At 66.7% G+C, this 21,799-nt stretch carries 17 protein-coding genes and 2 tRNA genes; 14 read left to right on the forward strand and 5 right to left on the reverse strand.

Annotated features, from left to right (window positions below; translation table 11 throughout):
* Positions 1-306: 306 nt before the first annotated feature.
* Genes Tchar_RS05000 through Tchar_RS05010 form a run of 3 tightly spaced genes read left to right on the forward strand, consistent with a single transcriptional unit; the run spans position 307 to position 5,653 of the window.
* Entirely contained in the window at positions 307-1,389 is a 1,083-nt protein-coding gene (locus tag Tchar_RS05000) for an FIST signal transduction protein (RefSeq protein ID WP_144327981.1), read from the forward strand.
* 9 nt (positions 1,390-1,398) lie between these two features.
* Positions 1,399-4,578: a PAS domain S-box protein gene (locus Tchar_RS05005; protein WP_144327982.1), complete on the forward strand. Its 3,180-nt coding sequence runs from the start codon at positions 1,399-1,401 to the stop codon at positions 4,576-4,578.
* 19 nt (positions 4,579-4,597) lie between these two features.
* Positions 4,598-5,653: an HD-GYP domain-containing protein gene (locus Tchar_RS05010; protein ID WP_144327983.1), complete on the forward strand. Its 1,056-nt coding sequence runs from the start codon at positions 4,598-4,600 to the stop codon at positions 5,651-5,653.
* A gap of 238 nt (positions 5,654-5,891) precedes the next feature.
* On the opposite strand, the gene Tchar_RS05015 is transcribed toward Tchar_RS05010, so the two are convergent.
* From Tchar_RS05015 to Tchar_RS05025, 3 genes are all read right to left on the reverse strand, one after another.
* Positions 5,892-5,968: transfer RNA gene (locus tag Tchar_RS05015), tRNA-Arg, on the reverse strand.
* A 16-nt stretch (positions 5,969-5,984) separates the two neighbouring features.
* A tRNA-Pro gene (locus Tchar_RS05020) sits at positions 5,985-6,061 on the reverse strand.
* 43 nt (positions 6,062-6,104) lie between these two features.
* Positions 6,105-6,836, reverse strand: coding sequence for a glutathione binding-like protein (locus Tchar_RS05025; protein WP_144327984.1), 732 nt, complete (start codon positions 6,834-6,836; stop codon positions 6,105-6,107).
* A gap of 211 nt (positions 6,837-7,047) precedes the next feature.
* Here Tchar_RS05025 and rimP point away from each other — a divergent pair, with 211 nt between their 5' ends.
* The 7 genes from rimP to Tchar_RS05060 are packed head-to-tail and all read left to right on the forward strand — an operon-like array spanning position 7,048 to position 16,434.
* Positions 7,048-7,647, forward strand: a complete 600-nt coding sequence (gene rimP / locus Tchar_RS05030) for a ribosome maturation factor RimP (RefSeq protein WP_144327985.1) — start codon at positions 7,048-7,050, stop codon at positions 7,645-7,647.
* 39 nt (positions 7,648-7,686) lie between these two features.
* Positions 7,687-9,192: a transcription termination factor NusA gene (gene nusA / locus Tchar_RS05035; RefSeq protein WP_144327986.1), complete on the forward strand. Its 1,506-nt coding sequence runs from the start codon at positions 7,687-7,689 to the stop codon at positions 9,190-9,192.
* A 31-nt stretch (positions 9,193-9,223) separates the two neighbouring features.
* Positions 9,224-12,106 (forward strand): translation initiation factor IF-2, encoded by a 2,883-nt coding sequence (gene infB, locus Tchar_RS05040; RefSeq protein ID WP_144327987.1) that lies wholly within the window; start codon positions 9,224-9,226, stop codon positions 12,104-12,106.
* A gap of 9 nt (positions 12,107-12,115) precedes the next feature.
* Entirely contained in the window at positions 12,116-12,493 is a 378-nt protein-coding gene (gene rbfA, locus Tchar_RS05045) for a 30S ribosome-binding factor RbfA (RefSeq protein WP_144327988.1), read from the forward strand.
* Positions 12,490-13,449 carry a tRNA pseudouridine(55) synthase TruB gene (gene truB / locus Tchar_RS05050; RefSeq protein ID WP_144327989.1) on the forward strand — a complete coding sequence of 320 codons (960 nt, stop codon included), beginning with the start codon at positions 12,490-12,492 and terminating at the stop codon, positions 13,447-13,449. Before rbfA ends, truB begins: the two co-directional genes overlap by 4 nt.
* The gene (gene typA / locus Tchar_RS05055; RefSeq protein WP_144327990.1) at positions 13,446-15,281 is read left to right on the forward strand and encodes a translational GTPase TypA; all 1,836 of its coding nucleotides are present in this window, start codon (positions 13,446-13,448) and stop codon (positions 15,279-15,281) included. The genes truB and typA overlap by 4 nt, the downstream gene beginning before the upstream one ends.
* A 22-nt stretch (positions 15,282-15,303) precedes the next feature.
* The gene (locus tag Tchar_RS05060) at positions 15,304-16,434 is read left to right on the forward strand and encodes a 3-hydroxyisobutyryl-CoA hydrolase (RefSeq protein WP_144328001.1); all 1,131 of its coding nucleotides are present in this window, start codon (positions 15,304-15,306) and stop codon (positions 16,432-16,434) included.
* Positions 16,435-16,509: 75 nt separating this feature from the next.
* On the opposite strand, the gene smpB is transcribed toward Tchar_RS05060, so the two are convergent.
* Positions 16,510-16,992, reverse strand: coding sequence for an SsrA-binding protein SmpB (smpB, locus tag Tchar_RS05065; protein WP_144327991.1), 483 nt, complete (start codon positions 16,990-16,992; stop codon positions 16,510-16,512).
* A gap of 33 nt (positions 16,993-17,025) precedes the next feature.
* On the opposite strand from smpB, the gene Tchar_RS05070 reads away from it, so the two are divergent.
* Both Tchar_RS05070 and Tchar_RS05075 read left to right on the forward strand, forming a co-directional pair.
* Positions 17,026-17,475, forward strand: coding sequence for a type II toxin-antitoxin system RatA family toxin (locus Tchar_RS05070; protein WP_144327992.1), 450 nt, complete (start codon positions 17,026-17,028; stop codon positions 17,473-17,475).
* 11 nt (positions 17,476-17,486) lie between these two features.
* On the forward strand, positions 17,487-17,825 hold the full coding sequence (locus tag Tchar_RS05075; RefSeq protein ID WP_144327993.1) for an RnfH family protein: 339 nt from the start codon (positions 17,487-17,489) through the stop codon (positions 17,823-17,825).
* A 43-nt stretch (positions 17,826-17,868) separates the two neighbouring features.
* Here the strand turns inward: Tchar_RS05075 and Tchar_RS05080 are convergent, their stop codons facing one another.
* On the reverse strand, positions 17,869-18,387 hold the full coding sequence (locus Tchar_RS05080; protein ID WP_161595457.1) for a DUF4124 domain-containing protein: 519 nt from the start codon (positions 18,385-18,387) through the stop codon (positions 17,869-17,871).
* 58 nt (positions 18,388-18,445) lie between these two features.
* Here Tchar_RS05080 and guaB point away from each other — a divergent pair, with 58 nt between their 5' ends.
* Both guaB and guaA read left to right on the forward strand, forming a co-directional pair.
* Positions 18,446-19,918 carry an IMP dehydrogenase gene (gene guaB / locus Tchar_RS05085; protein WP_144327995.1) on the forward strand — a complete coding sequence of 491 codons (1,473 nt, stop codon included), beginning with the start codon at positions 18,446-18,448 and terminating at the stop codon, positions 19,916-19,918.
* A 103-nt stretch (positions 19,919-20,021) separates the two neighbouring features.
* A complete protein-coding gene (gene guaA / locus Tchar_RS05090; RefSeq protein ID WP_144327996.1) occupies positions 20,022-21,638 on the forward strand; it encodes a glutamine-hydrolyzing GMP synthase in 1,617 nt (538 codons plus the stop codon).
* Positions 21,639-21,799: the final 161 nt, after the last annotated feature.

A 21,799-nucleotide genomic window follows, 5' to 3' on the forward strand; every position in this document is an offset into this window, starting at 1 on the left:
TGGGGCGGCGTGGCACGCATGACGAGCATCGTTCACGGACGTGCTTATACCGACGTCCGACCGCGGTCAGCCCGGCCGCGGTCGCGAGGCATGACCCCATTCGAAGCTTTCGATATTATCAAGGCCTCGTTATCCGCAGCGGTCAGCGGGTCGTTGGGAATGCCTGCGCATCGCCCACGTTTGCCGCTGGCTGCCGCGGCGCGGTGTAGGCGGCTCGGGGTTATAGTCGGCATGTCGTTGCGCCGCGGGCGGCGGGCATGATTTGAACGACACGTCCGCACGCCACGCTGGATTGGGAGTGTCGTGATGCTGGTGCACGTTTTTGAATCGTCCGACCTCGACGCCCTGCGCGCCGCGGTCGTGCGTATGCGGGCCACACCAGAGGTGCGGAGTCTGTTGATCTTGCTGGCGGAGGGGACCGGGTGGCCGGCGGCTGCACTGGACACTTGGGCGCGAGCGCAATCCATGCCGCTGATCGGCGGCATCTTCCCGCGGGTATTGGCGCAGCGGAGGCTGCTCGCACAAGGCGGCGTGGTGGTGGGGCTACCGTGGCAGATCACCGTACACCGCATCCCGTTGGGGGAGCAGCCCCAGGTTCCGAGCACCTTGGCCGATGCGGCCTCGCTGCTGGTGTTGGCGGATGGGCTGTCGGCCCATGTCCAGCCGCTCATCGATGCCCTTTATGACACGGTTGGCGTTGAGGTGACCAGCGTGGGGGGCGGCTGTGGCTCGCTGTCGCTGCGGCAGTCGCCTTGCGTGCTGACGGCGCGTGGCCTGGATACGGATGTGGCCGCGGTGGCGGCGTTGCCCGTGCCACTGATGCTAGGCGTGCGCCACGGCTGGCGCCCGCTGGACCCGGGCCTGGTGCTGGAGGCTACCGGCGCCAGTGGCAATGTGGTGCATACGTTGAACTGGGAGCCAGCGTTGGCGGTCTATCGCCGCGTGGTCGAGCCCGTGGCCGGGGTGACGATCACGGCCGACAATTTTTTCGACGTCGCCAAGGCGTTTCCGCTCGGCCTGCTACGCGCCGATGGCGAGTTCATCGTCCGCGACCCGATCCGCGTCGAGGGCGATGCGCTGGTGTGCGTAGGGGCGGTGCGACCACACGCCACCCTGACCATCCTCAACGGCAGCCCGACCACGTTGCTGCAGGCCGCGCAGGACCTCGGCCAGCTGCAGGCGCCCGGCGCCTCGGGCCGGTGGATCTTCGACTGCATTTCGCGTGTGCTGTTTTTGGGGGAGGAGGACGGCTTTACGGCGGAGCTGCAACGCCTGGTGCCCGATGCGCTGCCCACGGCCGGTGCGCTGACCTTGGGAGAGGTGGCCGGCACGCCGAACCAGCGCATTGCCTTTTGCAACAAAACGGCGACGGTGGCCTTGCTGCCCTAGGATCAGGCCATGCTGGACAGGGTGGCGGACGTGGAGACCTTCATCGGGCGCTTGCGTCCGGTGTTGTTCGAGGTCGCCTTGGGCCTAGGTACCACGCTGGATGAACAACGCGAGATCGCCAACTTGCTGGCGGTGATTGCCGATCGCTTGATGCCGCTGGCCTGCGTGCTGGCGCGCCGTGGCGGCGATGGCCGTTGGATCTATGAGAGCCGACCGCGCCGCCATGATTGGGCCGCGCGCTGGAACGAGTGGCTGCTCGGCAGCCCGCTGGAGCCGGGGTTGGCCGATGCGGCTCACACGCTGCCGGTGCCAACGGCCCATTGGTCGCGCGCCGCCGATGGGGCAGCCTCTGTGGTGGCGCAGCAGCCTGCCGTGCATTTCTGGCCGCTGGGCGAATTCGGCGTATTGGCACTGCACGTCCATCGCCCGTACCCGCCGCCGGCTCTGGCTGAGATGGCACGGGTGTTGCAGCGCTTCATGATGGCGTTGGCGGCCTGCCGCGAGCACCGGCGCGTCAACGAATTGTTGATGGCGCAGCGCTTGAGCGCGCGGGTATTCGACCTTTCGCCACAGGCCATGCTGGTGTGCGACGCCGAGCAGCGCATCGTCGATGTCAACCCGGCCTTCACACGCATCACCGGCTACGCCCGCGACGAGGCGGTCGGTCGCACGCCACGCTTGCTGTCCTCCGGCGTGCACGACGAGGCGTTTTTCGACGCGATGTGGTCTGCCATCCGTCATGAGGGCCACTGGCAAGGCGAGATCTGGAATCGCCGCAAGGATGGCACCGTCTATCCCGAGCTGCTGACCATCGTCGCGGTGCCGGATCAAGCGGGCGTCGTACGCAGTTATGTTGGCATTTTTCAGGACATCGGCGAGCAAAAAGAGCGCGAGGCCGAGTTGGAGCGCTTGCGCGATTCGCTGCAGCGCAGCAACGATTATCTGCAATCCATCGTCGATCACCTGGGCGAAGGCATCTACACACTCGACGGTGAGGGACGCTGCACGTTTTTCAACGCCGCGGCCGAGCGCTTGCTCGGCTGGCGGGCCGAGGAGGTGCTGGGGCGCAAGCTGCACGACATCATTCATCACCACCGGGCCGATGGGGCCCCGTTGGCGGAAAGCGAATGCCCGATTCGGCGCGCCTTCATCGAGCGCGCCATCTACCGCTCCGAAGACGAAGTGTTTTGGCACAAGGATGGGCATCCGGTGCCGGTGCGCGTGGTCGCCGCCCCCCTGTATCGTGGGGAGACGTTGATCGCGTCGGTAGCGGTGTTCGACGATGTCTCGGCGCAGAAGGAGTTGGAGCAACGCTTGCGCCAAGCCAAAGACGCTGCCGAGGCCGCCGCACGCCTGAAGGCCGAATTTTTGGCGGTGATGAGTCACGAGATCCGCACGCCGCTCAATGGCGTCATCGGCATGGCCGACCTGCTGGCCGACACGCCGCTCAGCGGCGAGCAGCAGGACTACGTGCGCACCATCAAACATTCGGCGGACCATCTGCTGGCGCTCATCAACGACATCCTCGATTACTCGAAACTGGAAGCCGATGCGGTCGAGCTCGACTGGCGCCCCGTGGACCTGGGGGCGCTGCTCGATGACTGCGTGGATGTGGTGGCGCCGCGCCTGGAAAATCGCCCCGTGGTGCTGGCCAGCCGACTCGACCCCGGCTTGCCGCGCACGCTGCGCCTGGACCCGACTCGGGTACGCCAGATCGTGCTCAACCTACTCGGCAACGCCGTCAAGTTCACCGAGCAAGGCAGCATCGAACTGGTGGCCCAGGCGACCGACGGCCGGCTGCGCCTGATGGTGCGCGACACCGGCCCGGGCATCGCGGCGGATCTGTTGCCGCGCCTGTTCAAGCCATTCACCCAAGCCGAGGCCGCCACCACGCGCAAGTACGGTGGTACGGGGCTGGGGCTGGCGATTTGCAAGCGGCTGGCCGAATTGATGGGCGGCTCGATCCGGGTTGAGAGCGAAGTCGGCCGTGGCAGCGCGTTCATCGTCGAGCTGCCCTTGCAGCCGTTGGAGACTTCGCCCGCGCGGGATTCACTGGCCGGACTGCGTTTGGCGGTGGCCGGGGCTGAAGGCACGCTGCTGGCCGCGTGGCAGCGCTTGCTGCAGGCGTGGCAGATCGACGTGCGGTATTGCGCCGATGCCGAAGCGCTGGGGCTGGCGCTGCAGCAGGGCGTGGAGGGGGTGCTGCTGGTGGAGCCGGGTGGTCCCGAGGGGGCCGCGCTGGCCGAGCAGGTGTTGGTGCACCCGCGGCCGCTGTTGGTGGCGCTGCCCGCAGCGGGCGAACGCTCGGCACGCGCGTCGTGGCTACAGCGTGGCGCGGTGGCGGTGTTCGTGCCGCCACTGGCACAGTCCCGCATTCACGACCGCTTGGCCGACATCTTTTTGGGCGGTCCCTCGACGCAGCCCGCGCCGGAAGCGGGGGCGCACGATTCCCTGCAAGGTCTGACGGTCTTGCTCGCTGAGGACAATACCGTCAACCAGCGCGTCGCGCAAGCAATGCTGGGCAAATTGGGGTACCGCGTCGTGCTGGCCAACGATGGCCGGGAGGCGGTAACGCAGTGGTGCCAGCACCCCGTGGACGTGATTTTGATGGATTGCCAGATGCCGGAGGTGGATGGCTTCGCTGCCACCGCCGAGATCCGGCGTCTGGAGGCGCAGCTGGGGCGAGCGCGCGTGCCGATCGTGGCGATGACGGCCAATGCGCTCGAGGGCGACCGTGAGGCGTGTCTGGCCGCCGGCATGGATGATTACCTCTCCAAGCCGGTGACGCGCGAGCGCCTGGAAGCGGTGCTGCAACGGGTGCGGCCCGTGCACCCCCATACCATGGGAGAATGCGACATGGACGATGTGATCGATGCGGCCGCTTTGGCGGCCGCCACCGGGGACGACGCGGCGCTGGCGCGCGATATCTTGCAACTGTTCGATGCAGGGCTGGATGAGTTGCTCGCGCGCGTGCGCCAATCCGCCTCGGCGCTCGACACAGCGGCGCTGTTTGGCGCAGCGCACGAACTCAAGGGCGCGGCAGCCAGCGTAGGGGCACGGGCGCTGGCGGGCCTGGCCGAAGCGATCGAGAACGCTGCCCGCGCGGGCCGGATCGAGGCCGCCGCGGTGGCAGCGCTGGAGGGGGCAGCGGCGGCGTTTCGGGTCCGCCTGTCCGGTTGGCTGCAGTGACCCCCGTGAGGCGCCCGCCATGGCCTTGATTCTTGCCGTCGATGACAACACAACCAATCTGACGTTGATCGAGCGCTTGTTGCAACGCGTGCCGCAGGCCGAAAGCGTAGCGCTGGACGATCCGCAGCTGGCCTTGCAATGGTGCGCCCAGCACCGGCCCGACCTGATTTTGCTCGACTACATGATGCCCAGCATGGATGGCCTGACGTTCATGCAGCGGCTGGCCGCCCTGCCGCAGCGGGCGGATGTCCCCGTCATCATGATCACGGCCGATCTGGAGCGCCAGGTGCGCTACCGCGCGCTGGAGCTGGGGGCCCGTGACTTCTTGAACAAACCCTTGGACAGCGTCGAATTCATCGCGCGGGTGCGCAACCAGTTGGCGCTGATCGACGCCGAGCGCAAGCTCAAGGATCGCGCCGCCTGGTTGGCCGAGGAGGTGGCCAAGGCCACCGCCGACATTCGGCGGCGCGAGCAAGAGACCGTGCTGCGCCTGTCGCGAGCGGCCGAATACCGCGACCCCGAGACCGGCGCCCATCTGCTGCGCATGTCGCATTACGCGCAATTGATCGGGCGCGTCGTCGGGCTGCCGCCAGCAGAGCAGGATCTGCTGCTGCAGGCCAGCCCGATGCACGACGTGGGCAAAGTGGGCATCCCGGATGCCATTTTGCTCAAGCCGGGGCGGCTGGATGAGTCCGAATTCGCCATCATGAAGCGCCACCCGCAAATCGGCTACGACATTCTGGCCGGTTCGCAGGCGCCGTTGCTACAAGCCGCGGCCACCATCGCCTTGACCCATCACGAAAAGTTCGATGGCAGCGGCTACCCCAACGGTTTGGCGGGGCAGGATATTCCGCTGTATGGTCGTATCGTGGCCGTGGCGGACGTGTTCGACGCGCTCACCTCGGAGCGCCCGTACAAGAAGGCTTGGCCGATGGAGCGCGCACGTGCCTTTTTGCAGGAGCAGTCCGGGCGTCACTTCGACCCCGAGTTGGTGCAGGCGTTCTTGTCGGCCTGGGATGAGGTATGCGCCATTCACGCGCGCTACCAAGACGACTCGAGTGAAGCAAACAGCTGAGAGGGTGAAACGCGCGTCGGACGGCCGTGCGCGTGGGTTTGGCGTCGGGGCTCTCCCGATGTCCCGCTCTCCCGCGCACGTTGGAGAACGTTGGACGCCGATGCCGGCAACGGGGCAAGGTCGACGTGGCGGTGAGCAAGGTCTGCCTCGCGCCGCCCTGAGCCGACGCGGCATGGTGTGCGACGAACGGGCCGCTGGCCCGTGTACGACGGGGCGACGAGGGTCGGCAGGGATGATCTGGCCCGTCCGGAGGGGCTCGAACCCCCGACCCACGGCTTAGAAGGCCGTTGCTCTATCCAGCTGAGCTACGGACGGCTGGGGGTGTATGGGATGGTCGGAGCGAAAGGATTCGAACCTTCGACCCTCTGCTCCCAAAGCAGATGCGCTACCAGGCTGCGCTACGCTCCGACGTCAAGGGCCTCATTGTAGCGTTTTGCGCCACGCCGGGTGCTCACGACGGCTGTGCCGGTGAGGCCCCTTCGGCGCGGGGCGCCGCCTGGCCTGCACCGAACAACACCTGCCGCGCCTTATCATCCAGCGGCTTGCGGGCGTCGGCCAAGACCTGCAAACCCCGCTGCACCGCCGGGCGTTCTGCAATCCTCTGCAGCCACGCCCGCACCGCTGGAAAGTCATCCAGGTCGATGCCCTGGTTGTGCCACACCCGTACCCAGGGAAAGGTGGCCACGTCGGCCACGCTGTAGCTGCGCCCGCCCAGCCATGGACTGGCTTGCAAGCGGCGCTCCATGACGCCGTACAGGCGCTGCGCCTCCTTGGTATAGCGTTCGATGGCGTAGTCGATTTTCTGCGGCGCGTAGAGCCGGAAATGGTGCGCCTGCCCAAGCATCGGGCCGACACCCCCCATTTGGAACATCAGCCATTGCAGCACCTCCCAGCGCTGGCGCTCACCCTTGGGCAGCAGCTTGCCGGTCTTGCCGGCCAGGTATAGCAGAATGGCGCCCGATTCGAACAAGGCCATCGGCCGTCCGTCGGGGCCGTCGGGGTCGACGATGGCTGGAATCTTGTTGTTGGGGCTGATGCGCAGGAAGGCGGGGGCGAATTGGTCGCCTTTGCCGATGTCAATGGGATGTACGCGCCAGTCTCGCCCCAGGCGCAGGCCGCATTCCTCGAGTGCGATATGGACCTTGTGCCCATTGGGCGTGGGCCAGGAGTAAACCTCGATCATGGTGGGCTCCAGAAAAAGGCAACGGCGGGACGCTGGCTGCGTGCTGGGGCGCCGGGGGATGCATTTTTAGCTCACGATGCTACAATAGCAACCTCACGACCAAATGGGCGGGTGTTTACCGGCCCATTTTTTTTGGTGGCTGCGCTCGTCGATGGCGAGTCGGTGCTCGGCACGGCGCGCAGTCGACGGGGGTGCGAGGCAGAAGGCAGGCATGGGTTGGCAGCAGACGGTTGAGCAAACGGTCACGGGGCTCGGCTATGAATTGGTAGACGTGGAGCGCAGCGCCGGCGGGTTGCTGCGCGTGACGATCGACTGGCCGTGGGCACCGGGCGCCGAAGAGCGCTTCATCACCGTGGATGACTGCGAGCGCGTCACGCGCCAGCTGCAATATGTGCTGGAAGTCGAGGGCGTGGATTACCGGCGCCTGGAAGTCGGCTCGCCGGGCATCGACCGGCCGCTGCGTCACGAGCGCGACTATCAGCGCTTCACGGGCGCGGTGGTGGACGTGACGCTGCGCCAGCCGATTGGCAGTGCCGCCCTGGCCGGTGTGGCGCCGGCGCGCAAGCATTTTCGCGGGGTATTGCGGGCGGGGGAGGTGCCGGGCCAGTGGCAGCTCGAGCTGTTGCCCGATGCCGCCGGTGCGCAGGGTGGCGGCACGCGGCCGCGCCGTGATCGCACCGCTGCCGCGGCAACCGACGGCGGCGCCGTGACCGTGCTGGGCTTCTCGCTGGACGAAGTGCGTGAAGCGCGCCTGGCCCCGATCGTGGATTTCAAAGGGCGCCGCCCGCGTGGCGCCCGTACACCGGATTGACCCAACCCTCACAGGCAGTGTGAAAGGCAGGCCAAAACAATGAATCGCGAAATGTTGATGTTGATCGATGCCATCTCGCGCGAAAAGAACGTGGAGCCGCGCGTCGTGCTGGCGGCGGTGGAGGCCGCGCTGGCATCGGCCACGCGCAAGCTGCTGGGAGGGGATGTGGATGTGCGCGTCGCCATCGACCCCGACACCGGCAGCTACGAGACCTTCCGGCGCTGGAAGGTGGTGCCGGATGAAGCCGGTCTGCAAAACCCGGACGCCGAGGAGTTGTACTCCGATGCGGTCGAGGACCACCCTGGCATCCAAGTCGGTGACGTGATCGAAAAGCGCATCGAAAGCGTGCCCATCGGCCGCATCGGGGCCATGGCCGCCAAACAGGTGATCCTGCAAAAGATTCGCGACGCCGAGCGCGAGATGCTGCTCAACGACTTCCTGTCGCGTGGCGACCGCATTTTCGTTGGCACCGTCAAGCGGTTGGACAAGGGCGACGTGATCGTCGAGAGCGGCCGGGTGGAGGGGCGCCTGAAGCGCAGCGAGATGATCCCGAAGGAGAACTTTCGCACGGGAGACCGCGTGCGCGCGCTCATCATCGAGGTCGATCCCACCCTGCGCGGCGCGCCGATTCTGCTGTCGCGGGCCGCGCCGGAGTTCATGATCGAACTGTTTCGCCAAGAGGTGCCCGAGATCGAGCAGGGGTTGCTGGAGATCAAGGCCTGCGCGCGCGACCCGGGCAGCCGCGCCAAGATCGCCGTGTTGTCGCACGACCGTCGCATCGACCCGATCGGCACCTGCGTCGGGGTGCGCGGCTCGCGCGTCAATGCCGTGACCAATGAACTCAGTGGCGAGCGCGTCGATATCGTGCTGTGGAGCGACGACCCGGCGCAGTTCGTCATCGGTGCGCTGGCGCCGGCGAACGTACAGTCGATCGTGGTCGATGAAGACCGCCATGCGATGGACGTCGTGGTCGATGAAGAAAATCTGCCAATCGCGATCGGCCGCGGCGGCCAGAACGTGCGCCTGGCCTCGGAGCTGACCGGCTGGAAGATCAACATCATGACGGCCGAGGAGTCGGCGCAGAAACAGGCCCAGGAGCGGCAGGCGCTGCGCGAGTTGTTCATGCACAAGCTCGACGTGGACGAGGAAATCGCCGACATCCTGATCGAAGAGGGCTTCACGAGCTTGGAGGAGGTGGCCTATGTGCCGCTGGCCGAGATGCTGGAGATCGAAGCCTTCGACGAAGAGACGGTCAATGAGCTGCGCGCCCGCGCCAAGGACGCCTTGCTGACGATGGAAATCGCCAAGGAAGAGCGGCTAGAGGAAGTCTCGCAGGATCTACGCAGCCTCGAAGGATTGGATGCCGAGCGCATCGCGCAGTTGGCGGCCGCAGGCGTGCACACGCTCGACGACTTGGCCGATCTGTCGGTCGATGAATTGATCGAAATCACGGGACAGAGCCGCGAAGAAGCGACGGCCCTGATCATGAAGGCGCGCGAACACTGGTTCGCCGACGGCGCATCGTCGTCACGGACGCAGTCGTGATCCGCCCCGCCGAGAATAAGGATACAGGCCTATGTCGAGTAATACCGTCGCCGAATTTGCTGCCGAACTGAACAAGCCGGTCTCATTGCTGTTGGAGCAGTTCGCCGCCGCCGGCGTGCACAAGCGCGCGGGCAGCGATCCCGTCACCGAAGCCGACAAGCAGCGCTTGCTCGCGTATCTGAAGGCGGCGCACGGCACCTCGGGGCAGGAGCGGCGCAAAATCACGCTGACCAAGCGCTCTACCACCGAAATCAAGCAGGCCGACGCCACGGGGCGCGCCCGCACCATCCAGGTGGAAGTGCGCAAGAAGCGCACCTTCGTCAAGCGTGAGGACGAGGTGCCACCGCCGACCGTCGAGACCGTGGCGACGGCGGAGGAAGAGGCCCTGCAGGCCGAGCAGGCGGCCGAGCTGGCGCGGCGCGAGGAGGAAGCGCGCGCCCAGGCCGAGCGCCTGCGGCAAGAAGAGGAGGAACTGGCGCGTCAGCGCCGCGAACGCGAGGAGGCACAGGCCCGCGCGGCCGAAGAAGCGCGGCTGGCCCGTGAAGCCGCCGAGGCGCGCGCCCGCGCCGAGCGCGAGGCGGCCGAGCGGCGCGCGGCTACCGAGGTGGCCGCGGCGTCACCAGCCGAGGCCGCCGAGCAGGCCTCCGCAGAGCAGGCGCGGCGCGAAGAGGAAGCACGCCTGCAGGCCGAGCGGCAGGCGGCCGAAGCCGCCGCCCGCGCCGAGGCCGAAAAGGCCGCCGAGGAAGCGCGTGCTCGCGAGCTGGAAGAGCGGCGGCGCAAGGCTTTGGCCGAGGCCGAAGCCATCCGGGCCATGATGGCGCAACCGCGCAAAGTGCTGGTCGCCAAGAAGCCGGAAGAGCCCAAGCCCGCCGAGGCGCCCAAGCCGGGCTTGAAGGGCACGCTGCACAAACCCGCCGCGACGCCGGCCCGCAGTACGGTGGCCCCGGCGCCTGCGCCGGCCAAAAAGGAAATCAAGTCGGAAGCGCTGTCGTCGTCGTGGAAGGACGAGGCCGGCAAGAAGAAGGAGCTCAAGACACGGGGCGACGCCGCGCCGGCGCGGGGTGCCAGCGCCTGGCGTGCCGGGCCGAAAGGCAAGCCCGGGCGTGGTGGGCGCGACGAGCGCGGTGGGGCGACCACCCAGACCGCCAGTGAGCAGCGGGTGCTCGAGGTGCACGTGCCGGAGACGATCACCGTCGCCGAGTTGGCGCACAAGATGGCGCTCAAAGCCTCCGAAGTCATCAAGGTGCTGATGAAGCTCGGCCAGATGGTGACGATCAACCAGTCGCTCGATCAGGACACGGCGATGATCGTGGTCGAGGAGCTGGGACACAAAGCGGTGGCGGCAGCGCTGGATGATCCGGAGGCGTTTTCGGAAGAGGAAGCGGTGCTGTACCAGGGCGAGCCCAAGCCGCGTCCGCCGGTGGTCACCGTCATGGGCCACGTGGACCACGGCAAGACCTCGCTGCTGGACTACATCCGCCGCTCGAAAGTGGCGGCGGGCGAGGCCGGCGGCATCACCCAGCACATCGGTGCCTATCATGTCGAGACGCCGCGCGGGGTCATCACCTTTTTGGATACCCCGGGCCACGAGGCCTTCACGGCGATGCGTGCGCGCGGCGCCCAGGCCACCGACATCGTGATCTTGGTGGTGGCGGCCGATGACGGTGTCATGCCGCAGACGCGCGAAGCGATCAAGCACGCCAAGGCCGCCGGGGTGCCGATCGTGGTGGCCCTGACCAAGGCCGACAAGCCCGAAGCCAATATCGAGAAGGTCAAGGCCGAGCTGGTGGCCGAGGAGGTGGTGCCGGAGGAGTTCGGCGGCGACTCGCCATTCGTCGCGGTCTCGTCCAAGACTGGCATGGGCATCGACGACTTGCTGGAAAACGTGCTGCTGCAGGCCGAAGTGCTGGAGCTCAAGGCCCCGGTGGACGCCAAAGCCAAGGGGCTGGTGATCGAAGCGCGGCTGGACAAAGGCCGTGGCCCGGTGGCCACCGCGTTGGTGCTGTCGGGCACGCTGCGCGTGGGCGATGTGGTGCTGGCTGGCCAGACCTACGGCCGCGTGCGCGCCATGCTCGATGAAAACGGCCGCCAGGTCAAGGAGGCCGGCCCCTCGATTCCCGTGGAGATTCTGGGTCTGGCCGAAGTGCCGATGGCCGGCGACGACTTCATGGTCATGGCCGATGAGCGTCGCGCGCGCGAAATCGCCACATACCGCGCCGGCAAATACCGCAGCACCAAGCTGGCCAAACAGCAGGCGGCCAAGTTGGAGAATATGTTTGCCGAGATGACGGCGGGCGAGGTCAAGACGCTGCCCATCATCCTCAAGGCCGATGTGCAGGGTTCGCAGGAAGCGCTCACCGCGGCGCTGCAAAAGCTCTCCACCGACGAAGTGCGGGTGCAGATCGTCTACGCCGGGGTAGGGGGCATCAGCGAGTCCGACATCAACCTGGCGATCGCCTCCAAGGCCGTCGTCATTGGCTTCAATACCCGTGCCGATGCCAACGCACGCAAGCTCGCCGAGTCCGCCGGGGTCGATATCCGCTACTACGACATCATCTACGACGTGGTGGATGATCTGAAGGCGGCGATGGCCGGGCTGCTGGCGCCGGAGAAGCGCGAGGAGATCATCGGTATGGCCGAGATCCGCAACGTCTTCGTCGCATCCAAGATCGGCACCGTGGCGGGCTGTATGGTCACGCAGGGCTATGTCACGCGCAGCGCGCATTTCCGTCTGTTGCGCGACAACGTGGTCATCTACACGGGCGAGTTGGAGTCGCTCAAGCGCTTCAAGGATGACGTGCGCGAGGTCAAAGAGGGCTTCGAGTGCGGCATCAAGCTCAAGAACTACAACGACATCCAGGTGGGTGACCAGTTGGAGTTCTTCGAGATCAAAGAAGTCGCACGGACGCTGTAAGGAGCGGCGATGGCGGGCAAACGCAAAGGGCCGGGGCGCAGCCTCAAAGTGGCCGACCAGATCCAGCGCGACTTGAGCGAGCTCATCCCGCGCGAGCTCAAGGATCCTCGTCTGGGGCTGGTGACGATCCAGGCGGTGGAGGTCACGCCCGACTACGCTCACGCCAAGGTGTACTTCAGTGTGCTGGTAGGCGACCCGCAGGCCAGCGAAGAAGCGCTCAACCAAGGCGCGGGCTTTCTGCGCAACGCGCTGTTCAAGCGGCTGCACATCCACACCGTGCCCACGCTGCACTTCGTTTATGACCGCTCCATCGAGCGTGCTGCCGACATGAATGCCCTCATCGCCAAGGCGGTGGCCTCACGCAGCAAGGACGAGGATCCGATATGAGCGCCGAGCCCCGTGCACGGGTGCCGCGGCGCCCCGTGCATGGGGTGCTGCTGCTGGACAAGCCCGTGGGTCTGTCGGCGCAGGCGGCCGTCTCGCGCGTGCGCTCGCTGCTGGCGGCCGAAAAAGCGGGCCACACCGGCACGCTCGACCCGCTGGCCAGCGGGCTGCTGCCGGTCTGTCTGGGCGCGGCGACCAAATTTGCGCAGCTGCAGCTCGACGCCGACAAGGCCTACGACGCGACGTTGCGCCTGGGCGTGCGCACCAGCACCGGCGACGCCGAGGGCGAGATCGTCGCCACCGCGCCGGTCGAGGTACAGCGACTGACGCCCGCAGGGCTGGCGGCGGTGGCACAACGCTTCACCGGCCCCATCACCCAGGTGCCACCGATGTACAGCGCGCTGAAGAAAGACGGCAAGCCGCTGTACGTGTACGCGCGCGCCGGCGTCGAGGTCGAGCGCCACCCGCGTGCCGTCGTCATCCATGCGCTCACCCTGTCGCTGGCAGCGGACGACCCGACGGCGCTGCGGCTGCAGGTACGCTGCAGCAAGGGCACCTACGTGCGCACCTTGGCCGAGGACATCGGCGCCGCCTTGGGCTGTGGCGCGCACCTGAGCGCGTTGCGCCGCACGGCCACGGGCGCCTTCACCCTCGACCGCGCCATCACCCTCGAGGCCTTGGCGGCCCTGTCGCCGCAAGAGCGTCTGCATCACGTGCTGCCGACCGAGGTCCTGCTGCGCGAACTGCCCGTCGTCACGTTGGACGAAGCCGACGCCGCCCGTTTTCTGAGCGGCCTGCGTCGCCGTGGCCCGTGGCCCGCCGCCGAGCAGGTGGCCGTCTTTGGCCGCCGCCCGCGTGCACTGTTGGGCGTGGCCCGCTGCGCCGGCGGCGAGCTGATTCCGCTGCGCCTGTTGGCCCCCACCGAGATTGCCCAAACCCTGCAACAAAGCCTGTCATGACCCATCGTCCCCCGATTCGCAATATCGCCATCATCGCCCACGTGGACCACGGCAAAACCACCCTGGTTGACCAACTGCTGCGCCAAAGTGGCACCTTTCGCGACAACCAGGCGGTGGGTGAGCGCGTCATGGACAGCAACGACCTGGAGCGCGAGCGCGGCATCACGATCCTGGCCAAAAACTGCGCGGTGCGCTGGGCAGGCACACACATCAACATCGTGGACACCCCGGGTCACGCCGACTTCGGCGGTGAGGTCGAGCGCGCCCTGTCGATGGTCGATGGCGTGTTGCTGCTGATCGACGCGCAAGAAGGCCCGATGCCGCAGACGCGCTTCGTGACCAAGAAGGCGCTGGCCCTGGGCCTGAAGCCGATCGTCGTCGTCAACAAGGTGGACAAGCCCGGCGCACGGCCCGACTACGTCATCAATGCGGCCTTCGATCTGTTCGACAAACTGGGCGCCACCGACGAGCAGCTCGACTTCCCGGTCGTCTATGCTTCCGGGCTCAATGGCTGGGCATCCCTGACCGAAGGCGAGCCAGGCCAGCCCTGGGGCACCGACATGGCGCCGCTGTTCGAGACGATTTTGAAACATGTGCCCGTGCATCAGGGCGACCCGACGGCGCCCTTGCAACTGCAAATTTCGTCGCTCGACTACTCCACCTACGTCGGCCGCATCGGTGTGGGACGCATCAATGCCGGCACCGTGCGACCCGGCATGGAGGTGCTGGTGTGCGAGGGGCCCGACGGCGCGCGGCGCAAGGGTCGCATCAACCAGGTGCTCACCTTCCAAGGGTTGGAGCGCACGCCGGTGGACAGCGCAGGTCCTGGCGACATCGTGCTCATCAACGGCATCGATGACATCGGCATCGGGGTGACGGTGTGCGACCCACTCGACCCGCGCCCGCTGCCCATGCTCAAGATCGACGAGCCGACGTTGACCATGAACTTTTGCGTCAACACCTCGCCGCTGGCCGGGCGCGAGGGCAAATTCGTCACCAGCCGCCAAATTTGGGACCGCTTGCAGCGCGAGCTGCAAAGCAACGTGGCGCTGCGGGTGCGCGAAACCGCCGAGGACGGCGTGTTCGAGGTGAGTGGACGCGGCGAGCTGCACCTGACCATCCTGCTGGAGAACATGCGCCGCGAGGGCTACGAGCTGGCGGTGTCCAAGCCGCGCGTGGTCTTTCAGGACATCGACGGTGTGCGCCACGAGCCGATCGAGTTGCTCACGGTGGACATCGAGGAGCCGCACCAAGGGTCGGTGATGCAGGCGCTGGGCGAGCGGCGGGGGGAATTGGTCAATATGGAGCCGGACGGCCGCGGCCGTGTACGGCTGGAGTACCGCATCCCGGCGCGCGGTCTGATCGGTTTTCAGACCGAATTTTTGAACCTGACGCGCGGCACCGGCCTGATGTCGAATATCTTCGACGGCTACGAGCCGTATCGCGGTGAAATCGCCAGCCGTAAAAACGGGGTCCTGGTCAGCCAGGACGACGGCGAAATCGTGGCGTATGCGCTGGGCAAGCTGGATGACCGTGGCCGCATGTTCGTGCGCCCCGGCGACCCGGTGTACGAGGGGATGATCATCGGCATCCACAGCCGCGACAACGACTTGGTCGTCAACCCGGTGCGCACCAAGCAGCTGACCAACTTCCGCGCGGCGGGCAAGGACGAGGCGATCAAACTCACCCCGCCGATCGAACTCACGCTGGAGTACGCGGTGGAGTTCATCGAGGACGACGAGTTGGTGGAAATCACCCCCAAGAGCATCCGCTTGCGCAAGCGCTACCTCAAGGAGCATGAGCGCAAGCGCGCCAGCCGCGAAGCGGTCTGAGATCGAGATGGGAGACCGCATGATGACAACGACCTGGAGTGCGTACGTCGAAATCGAGCGCTGCGCCAATGGCGTGGGGCGCCTGACGCTGAAGCGTCCGCAGGCGCTCAATGCGTTGGATCTGGGCATGATCCGGGCACTGACCGACACCCTGCTGCGTTGGCGCGACGATGCGGGCATCGTGGCGGTGGCGATTCGCGGTGTCAGTAAAACGGGCCCGTTCGGCGCCTTTTGTGCCGGCGGCGACATCCGGTTTTTTCACCAGGCGGCGCTGGCGGGTGACGCGCGCCTGGAAGATTTTTTCACCGAGGAGTACGCCCTCAACCATCTGATCTTCACCTATCCCAAGCCCTACATCGCCTTCATGGATGGCGTCGTCATGGGCGGTGGTATGGGCATCAGCCAAGGCGGGCGCTGCCGCATCGTCACCGAGCGCACCAAAATGGCGATGCCGGAGACCAACATCGGCTTGTTTCCGGATGTGGGCGGCGGCTACTTCCTGAGCCGTTGCCCCGGTTTCGTCGGCGAATATCTGGGGTTGACCGGCGTGGTGGTGGGCGCCGATGCCGCGCTGGCCTGGGGCTTGGCGGATGTCGCAGCTCCCGCTGAAGATCTGCCGCGCGCCTGGGAGGCACTGGCGACGCTGGAGGCTGAGGGGGCAGCCGACTTCGAGGCCACCTGGCACGACTGGATGACCCAGGCCGGATGGCGTCGCGCGGGCGCGCGCAGCGTGGCCCCGTTGGCCGAGGAGGTCAACGCTGCGTTCGGTGCCAAGGACGTTGGCGCCATCGTGCAGCGGCTGCAGGCTGCTGGCACCGAGGCGGCAGCCCAAGCCCTGGCGGCGCTGCGACAACGCAGCCCGCTGATGCTGCACGTGGTACTGGAGCAGGTGCGCCGGGCGCGCGCCATGCGCTTGGCCGATGATTTGCGCATGGAGCGCGATTTGGTGCGACATTGCTTCCACCCTCATCACCTGGGGCGCTCGGCCGCGCAGAGCGAAACGGTGGAAGGCATCCGCGCGCTGGCGGTGGACAAGGATCACGCGCCGCGCTGGAGCCCGGCCCGCATTGAAGACGTCACGCCGGCGATGGTGGCACCGTTTTTCGACAGCCCCTGGCCCGCCCACGCGCATCCGTTGCGCCACCTGGCCTGAGTCGGGCTCGAGGTCAGCCCCGCCGGGCGCCTGCCTGGCGGCGTGGGCGCCGCCCATCCGCTGTCGGGTGCCGCATCAGCGCAGGCGCTGCTTCATCGCGCGCTCGACTTCGCGCTTGCCTTCGCGCTCTTTGATGGTGTCGCGCTTGTCGTGCAGCGCTTTGCCGCGTGCCAGCGCAATCTCGCATTTGACGCGGCCGTTCTTCCAGTGCAGGTTCAGCGGCACCAGGGTGTAGCCCTTTTGCTCGACCTTGCCGATCAGGCGGCGGATTTCGGCCTTGTGCATCAGCAACTTGCGGGTGCGCTCGCTGTCGGCGCGCACGTGGGTGGAGGCGCTGCGCAGCGGGTGGATCAGGCAGCCGATCAGAAACAGCTCGCCATCGCGCACAATCACATAGCCCTCGGTGATTTGCACCTTGCCCTGGCGGATGGCCTTGACCTCCCAGCCCTGCAGCACGACGCCGGCTTCGAAGCGCTCTTCGATGTGGTAGTTGAAATGCGCCTTTTTGTTCTCGGCAATGCGGCTATTCGCAGGGGGCTTGGGCTTGGCGGTGGACATGGGACCTACAATCGCGGCAGGGCCACCGATTGTATGAAACCGAAGACCGTCCGCAAATCCGTGCTCGTCTGGCACAGCCCCCACGAGATGTTCGAGCTGGTCAGCGACGTCACCCGCTACCCCGAGTTTTTGCCGTGGTGCGTCTCTGGCCAAGTGTTGGAGCGCACGGCCGACGGCATGGTGGCCTCCATCGGTATGGCTTTCAGCGGGGTGCGTCAATCGTTCACCACCCGCAACCGTCATGTGCCCGATCGGCGCATCGACCTCGAGCTGGTGGACGGGCCTTTTTCCCAGCTGCGCGGACACTGGGAGTTCCTACCCGTGGGCGATGGCAGCCAGCGCGCCTGCCGCATCGAATTTGCCTTGACGTATGGCTTTTCCAGCAGTGTGCTGGCGGCCCTCGTGGGGCCGGTGTTCGACCGTATCGCGGACACCTTGGTGGATGCGTTCGTCAAGCGCGCCGATCAGGTGTATGGCGCGTGAGGGGCGGGGGGATGAGCGGGCAGGGCAGCGCTCTCGGCACCGTGCAGGTGGTCATCGTTTGGGCCGAGGCACCGCGCACGGTGCGGGAAGCCACGCTGACGTTGCCGGCACCAGCCATGGTGATGGATGCCGTGCGTGCCTGCGGCTGGTTTGCGCCGGGACAGGAGCCGGAGCCGGCCGCGTTGAGCGTCTGGGGCCGGCGGGTGACGCCCGACGCGCCGTTGCGCGCCGGGGATCGGATCGAAGTCACCCGGGCACTGCGGGTGGACCCGAAAGTGGCCCGCCGCGAGCGCTTTCAGCAGCAGGGTGCGCGCGCACCGGGGTTGTTTGCGCGCCTACCTCGGCGCTGAGCCGAGGCGGACGCGCCGCTGCTCGATGCCGAAGGGGCTGCGGTCAGCGGCAATATTCGCGCACCGCCTGCTCCAAGCGCGCTTGTTCGGCGGCTTTCATTTCGGGGGTCATCGTGACACGCCGACCTTGGGCGTCGACGGTCACCAAGCGTCCGCCCGCCTGTAACGTGGCCAAGCCGGCACGAGCGCGCTGGCAATTTTCGGCGCGGATCTCGGCATTGCGTTTTTCTTGCGCTTGGCGCGCCCGCTCGTCGTCCGCGGCGGGCGCCTGGGGCCCGGCAGGCGTTGGTGCACCAGGGGCGGCCGGCGCTGCCGCGGCACTGGCGGCAGCCGCCGCGTCGGCGGGCGCTGGCGCAACCGCGCGCGGCCCCGGTTGGCGCAACACGCGCTGCGCTGGCACCGTGGGCGGTGGCGGCCGGTCGCTGTAGATGCGCTGTCCGCGCTCGTCGAGCCAAATCCAGACGTCGGCCGCGCGCACGGGCACGGCCAGCGCCAGGCAGGCGACCAGCGACCACCCCGACCGGAATGCCCAGACGCTGCCGCGCAATGGAGGGAGATTCATATCCGCGTATGGTAGCGTCGTCGCGCCGAATACAATAATGTTTTTGGAGCCATCCCCCATGCGCCTCATCGGTCAAGCACTGACGTTCGACGACGTCCTGCTCGTTCCCGCCTACTCCCAGGTATTGCCCAAAGACACGTCGCTGGTCACCCAATTTACCCGCGACATCAGACTGAATTTGCCCCTGGTGTCCGCCGCCATGGACACCGTTACCGAGGCGCGGCTGGCCATCGCCATCGCGCAAGAAGGCGGCATCGGCATCATCCACAAAAACCTGTCGGTGGCCGAGCAAGCGGCGCAAGTGGCCAAGGTCAAGCGCTACGAGTCGGGTGTGCTGCGCGATCCGGTCGTCATCAGTCCCGACACCACGGTGCGACAGGTGGTCAAGCTCTCAGACGAGTTGGGCGTATCGGGCTTCCCCGTGGTCGAGGCAGGCAAGGTCGTCGGCATCGTCACCGGGCGCGATCTGCGCTTCGAAACCCGGATGGACGCGCCGGTGCGCGAGATCATGACGCCGCGCGAGCGCCTGGTCACGGTACCCGAAGGCACCACACCCGAGGCGGCCAAAGCCCTGCTGAACAAGCACAAGCTCGAGCGTTTGCTGGTCGTCAACGAGGCGTTCGAGCTCAAGGGTCTGATCACCGTCAAGGACATCACCAAGCAGCTCAATTTTCCCAACGCAGCGCGCGATGAAAACGGCCGCTTGCGCGTCGGCGCAGCCGTCGGGGTGGGCGCGGGCACGGAAGAGCGCGTCGAAGCGCTGGTGCGCGCCGGCGTGGACGCCATCGTGGTCGATACCGCCCACGGGCACAGCAAAGGCGTCCTCGACCGCGTGCGCTGGGTCAAGCAAAACTATCCGCAAGTGCAGGTGATCGGCGGCAACATCGCCACGGGCGAAGCCGCGCGCGCCTTGGTGGAGGCGGGGGCCGATGCGGTCAAGGTCGGCATCGGGCCAGGCTCCATTTGTACCACGCGTATCGTCGCCGGCGTGGGGGTGCCGCAAATCACCGCCATCGACAATGTGGCTGCGGCGCTCAAGGGCAGCGGCGTGCCGTTGATCGCCGACGGCGGCATTCGGTACTCAGGTGATATCGCCAAGGCGCTGGCGGCGGGCGCACACACCGTGATGATGGGTGGCATGTTCGCCGGCACCGAAGAGGCGCCCGGCGAGGTCATCCTGTACCAAGGGCGCAGTTACAAGAGCTACCGCGGCATGGGCTCGATCGGCGCCATGAAGGCGGGCTCGGCCGACCGCTACTTCCAGGAAAACGACGAAGCCGCCAATCCCAACACCGACAAGTTGGTGCCCGAGGGCATCGAAGGGCGCGTGCCCTACAAGGGGTCGGTGGTGGCCATCATCTTCCAGATGGCCGGCGGGGTGCGCGCGGCGCTGGGCTACTGCGGCTGCGCCACCATCGCCGAGCTACACGAGAAAGCAGCCTTCGTGCAGATCACGGCCGCCGGCATACGTGAAAGCCACGTGCACGACGTCCAGATCACCAAGGAAGCGCCCAACTACCGGCTCGACTGAGCCATGACGCGCTGCCAGGCCGCCTGCGGGCGGCCTTTTGCTTCGCAACCGCAGCCCTGTTGACCACCTACGCGACCCGCGGCGATGCCGCGCCCGAACGATCATGCAGCACGACAAGATCCTCATCCTTGATTTCGGCTCCCAGGTTACTCAACTGATTGCCCGGCGCGTGCGCGAAGCCCACGTGTACTGCGAGGTCCACCCCTGCGACGTCAGCAGCGACTGGGTGCGTGCCTATGCTGCCGACGGGCGCCTGAAGGGCATCATCCTCTCGGGCAGCCACGCCAGCGTCTATGAAGTGGACGACCGCGCGCCCGAAGCCGTCTTCGAGCTGGGCGTGCCGGTGCTGGGCATCTGCTACGGCATGCAGACCATGGCGCAGCAGCTCGGCGGCCAGGTCGAAGGCTCGCCCACGCGCGAATTCGGCTACGCCGAGGTGCGCGCGCGCGGCCACACGGCGCTGCTGAAAGACATTGCCGACTTCCACACCCCGCAAGGGCACGGCATGTTGAAGGTGTGGATGAGCCACGGTGACAAGGTGGTGGCGCTGCCGCCGGGCTTCACCGTGATGGCCAGTACCGATGCCTGCCCCATCGCCGGCATGGCCGATGAGGCGCGGCGCTTCTACGGCGTGCAGTTTCACCCGGAAGTCACCCACACCGTGCAGGGGCGCGCCATTTTGGAGCGCTTCGTGCTGGAGATCTGCGGCGCCAAACCCGACTGGATCATGCGCGACCACATCGAGGAGGCCGTGCAGGCCATCCGCGCCCAGGTGGGCGATGAGGGGGTGTTGCTGGGATTGTCCGGCGGAGTCGATTCGTCGGTGGCGGCCGCGCTCATCCACCGCGCCATCGGCGAGCAGCTCACCTGCGTTTTCGTGGACCATGGGCTGCTGCGCCTCAACGAGGGCGAGCAGGTGATGGACATGTTCGCGGGCAAGCTGCATGCCAAGGTGATCCGGGTGGACGCCAGCGACCTGTTCCTGCGCGAGCTCGCCGGCGTGACCGATCCCGAGCAAAAGCGCAAGATCATCGGCCGGCTGTTTGTCGATGTGTTCAAGGCCGAGGCGGAAAAACTCAAGGCCGCGCGTCCCGGCTCCAAAGGTGTGCAATGGCTGGCCCAAGGCACCATCTACCCGGACGTCATCGAGTCCGGCGGTGCCAAGAGCAAAAAGGCCGTCACCATCAAAAGCCACCACAACGTCGGCGGACTGCCCGAGCAACTGGGCTTGAAGCTCTTGGAGCCGCTGCGCGACCTGTTCAAGGACGAGGTGCGTGAGCTGGGCGTGGCACTGGGCCTGCCGCACGACATGGTGTACCGCCACCCGTTCCCCGGGCCGGGGCTGGGCGTGCGCATCCTGGGCGAGGTGAAGAAGGAATACGCCGACCTGCTGCGCCGCGCCGACGCCATCTTCATCGAAGAGCTGCGCTCCACCATCGAACCCAACAGCGGCAAACCGTGGTACGACCTGGTCAGCCAGGCGTTCGCCGTCTTTTTGCCGGTCAAAAGCGTGGGCGTGATGGGCGACGGCCGCACCTACGACTACGTGGTGGCGCTGCGCGCGGTGCAGACCAGCGACTTCATGACCGCCGACTGGGCGGAACTCCCCTACAGCCTGCTCAAGCGCGTCTCCGGCCGCATCATCAACGAAGTGCGCGGCATCAACCGCGTGACCTACGACATCAGCTCCAAGCCCCCGGCGACGATCGAGTGGGAGTGAGCAAAAGTCTGGCGCAGACTGGCACCATCAGGGTAAAAAAACCTTATAAATCATTGAGTAACGCGAGAGAAGGGCTGGTTGGTCTGGCACAATCTGGCACTGATAAGCAGGGGTAAGCGGCCGATTTCTGATGGTATATTTGCTGGTATCGGACGTTCCGA

Source organism: Tepidimonas charontis (assembly GCF_007556685.1).
Taxonomy (GTDB): domain Bacteria; phylum Pseudomonadota; class Gammaproteobacteria; order Burkholderiales; family Burkholderiaceae_C; genus Tepidimonas; species Tepidimonas charontis.

What these genes read in the sequence shown, in the direction of transcription:
- Tchar_RS05010 (WP_144327983.1), top strand. Translation starts at nt 4,598, where the DNA reads ATGGCCTTGATTCTTGCCGTCGATGACAACACAACCAATCTGACGTTG.
- Tchar_RS05025 (WP_144327984.1), bottom strand. Translation starts at nt 6,836, where the DNA reads ATGATCGAGGTTTACTCCTGGCCCACGCCCAATGGGCACAAGGTCCAT.
- rimP (WP_144327985.1), top strand. Translation starts at nt 7,048, where the DNA reads ATGGGTTGGCAGCAGACGGTTGAGCAAACGGTCACGGGGCTCGGCTAT.
- Tchar_RS05005 (WP_144327982.1), top strand. Translation starts at nt 1,399, where the DNA reads ATGCTGGACAGGGTGGCGGACGTGGAGACCTTCATCGGGCGCTTGCGT.
- infB (WP_144327987.1), top strand. Translation starts at nt 9,224, where the DNA reads ATGTCGAGTAATACCGTCGCCGAATTTGCTGCCGAACTGAACAAGCCG.
- Tchar_RS05000 (WP_144327981.1), top strand. Translation starts at nt 307, where the DNA reads ATGCTGGTGCACGTTTTTGAATCGTCCGACCTCGACGCCCTGCGCGCC.
- typA (WP_144327990.1), top strand. Translation starts at nt 13,446, where the DNA reads ATGACCCATCGTCCCCCGATTCGCAATATCGCCATCATCGCCCACGTG.
- Tchar_RS05070 (WP_144327992.1), top strand. Translation starts at nt 17,026, where the DNA reads ATGAAACCGAAGACCGTCCGCAAATCCGTGCTCGTCTGGCACAGCCCC.
- Tchar_RS05080 (WP_161595457.1), bottom strand. Translation starts at nt 18,387, where the DNA reads ATGAATCTCCCTCCATTGCGCGGCAGCGTCTGGGCATTCCGGTCGGGG.
- guaB (WP_144327995.1), top strand. Translation starts at nt 18,446, where the DNA reads ATGCGCCTCATCGGTCAAGCACTGACGTTCGACGACGTCCTGCTCGTT.
- smpB (WP_144327991.1), bottom strand. Translation starts at nt 16,992, where the DNA reads ATGTCCACCGCCAAGCCCAAGCCCCCTGCGAATAGCCGCATTGCCGAG.
- guaA (WP_144327996.1), top strand. Translation starts at nt 20,022, where the DNA reads ATGCAGCACGACAAGATCCTCATCCTTGATTTCGGCTCCCAGGTTACT.
- truB (WP_144327989.1), top strand. Translation starts at nt 12,490, where the DNA reads ATGAGCGCCGAGCCCCGTGCACGGGTGCCGCGGCGCCCCGTGCATGGG.
- Tchar_RS05075 (WP_144327993.1), top strand. Translation starts at nt 17,487, where the DNA reads ATGAGCGGGCAGGGCAGCGCTCTCGGCACCGTGCAGGTGGTCATCGTT.
- rbfA (WP_144327988.1), top strand. Translation starts at nt 12,116, where the DNA reads ATGGCGGGCAAACGCAAAGGGCCGGGGCGCAGCCTCAAAGTGGCCGAC.
- nusA (WP_144327986.1), top strand. Translation starts at nt 7,687, where the DNA reads ATGAATCGCGAAATGTTGATGTTGATCGATGCCATCTCGCGCGAAAAG.
- Tchar_RS05060 (WP_144328001.1), top strand. Translation starts at nt 15,304, where the DNA reads ATGACAACGACCTGGAGTGCGTACGTCGAAATCGAGCGCTGCGCCAAT.